The sequence below is a fragment of the Pseudomonas sp. 3A(2025) genome (genome assembly GCF_054589175.1).
The window spans coordinates 1-1720 of the sequence record NZ_BAAILM010000091.1 but is presented as its reverse complement, the minus strand read 5'-3'; the positions used below and the strand labels follow the sequence as shown (position 1 = coordinate 1720).

Sequence of the window (1720 nt, the reverse complement as noted above, 5' to 3'; positions counted from 1 at the left end):
CGTCTGCCCCAGGCGGTGTCGGTGGAAGACTTCGAAGCCTTGCTGCCGTGGAACTGCTCGCCGCAGATCCCGCGATGACGAAAAACCCCATCTTGTTAAGAGTGGGGTTTATGGCGCGCTTACAGATAATTCAGGGCAGTAAACAAGGTGACAGTGCCGTGACGAATATAGTCATGGGTGTGCGTACGGATATGGCCGATGCCCAAAGGAAGCCCTGGCTGCGTTCTTTCAAGCGCCTGAACCTGGCTTTTTTCGTCGCAGCAGAGCACCAGCGCCTTGTCTGGAGGGTTCATGTAGAGGCCGATGACATCCCAGAATTTTTCTTCGAAATGCGGATCTTTGGACAGTTTGAACGTGCGAGTCAGGTGGGGCTTGATGCCATTGGCAGCCCATATCCGCTGAACACTGGCTGGAGATATTCCAGCAGCACTCGCCATGGTGCGGCAGCTCCATCGGGTTTGTGCAATTCGTGGTTGAACACCTTTTTCAATCACACGCTTCAGCGCTTCAGGCGGTAACGACGGAGGCCGTCCACGGCCAGGCTTGTCGATCAAACCGTCTAATCGCAGCGTCTGGAAACGCTGGCACCAGCGAGTGACTGAGGGAAGTGAAAGGCCGGTCAGTCGAGCAATCTCGATTCGTGAGCAGCCTTGGCTGGCCAACAGAATGACCCTTGCCCGACGTCCGTCTCGTTGGCTGATGGTGGCGGATCTGATGCGGCGAGTGAGCTCGGTGTGTTCTTCGGCGGTGAGTTCAATAGTCAGACAGTTCACGGCACTGGCCTCCAACGCTATGCAGACAGGGTAAGCATAGACGACGAAGAGAGAATGTTATTTCTGAGGCACTACACTAGAAGCGAGCTTCCGATTAGAATCAGCAATCGAGGGAACAGAGCCGGCACGAAAACTATTCCTCCGAACTTACAGGTTTGCCGACGCTCAGGCTCGAACTTGGCATGCACTGCCTGAGGAGGACTGGCCGCTACTCGCGACCATTCTTCCAAACAGAATCATCATGCGGCCGATCCATATTAATCCGTATGCACAGCGTTATCTAGAACCCAAGAACGGACTTTTCACCACAGTCATCTACGTCGATGGCTGTGGTGCCGAGTTGCCGGATGACGCCGAAGCAGCTGCGTTGAGCATTGACTCACGCTTAGCTTGGGGCCTATTTGATCCTCCAAGCAACGGCCTGGGTCTGACCAAAGATCTTGCGCCAGTGTGGAAAATCGCATCGCGGATTCAGCATGCGAAAGTACTCGTGATCAGCCAGTATCCTGAAATACACGCTAAAGACGGCGTGGTTTCGATTAGTATCAAAGAGATAGATAAACTGCGCCGTGCCTTCATGCGAGTAACAACGAATGGCCGGAAGCTGATTCGCCAAACAAAGCAAGGTATCGTGCACGACGAACTACTAACAAGGCTTGATCCAGAGCGATTCCAGCGAGTTGTACATGAGAACCAAGCCTTGGTTGCGGTTCGACGCGAAGGTGTGAACCAAGCTGCAGCACGTAGGCGTGCCGAGCGCCGGTCTAGCGTGCAGGCCGTGCGAGATCAGCTTGGGGCGCTGGTAACGGAGGCCCCGCAGGAACTAGGTTTTGTACGAAAAGTATTGCCGCATACAACGCAGACTGCAGGCCAGCGTGACCATGGCTGCAAAGCTCCTGGCCAGCTTGTCGTAGCGAGTGCCTATTCTGCGGTTCTCCTTTAGCCAG

Annotated in this window: 2 pseudogenes; both read right to left on the bottom strand. The window is 54.7% G+C overall.

What is annotated here, in order from left to right:
- Window positions 1-122: 122 nt before the first annotated feature.
- A pseudogene (locus ACYP2A_RS23310) lies at window positions 123-773 on the bottom strand (IS630 family transposase); the annotation flags it as partial.
- 823 nt (window positions 774-1596) lie between these two features.
- A pseudogene (locus ACYP2A_RS23305) lies at window positions 1597-1720 on the bottom strand (IS5/IS1182 family transposase); the annotation flags it as partial.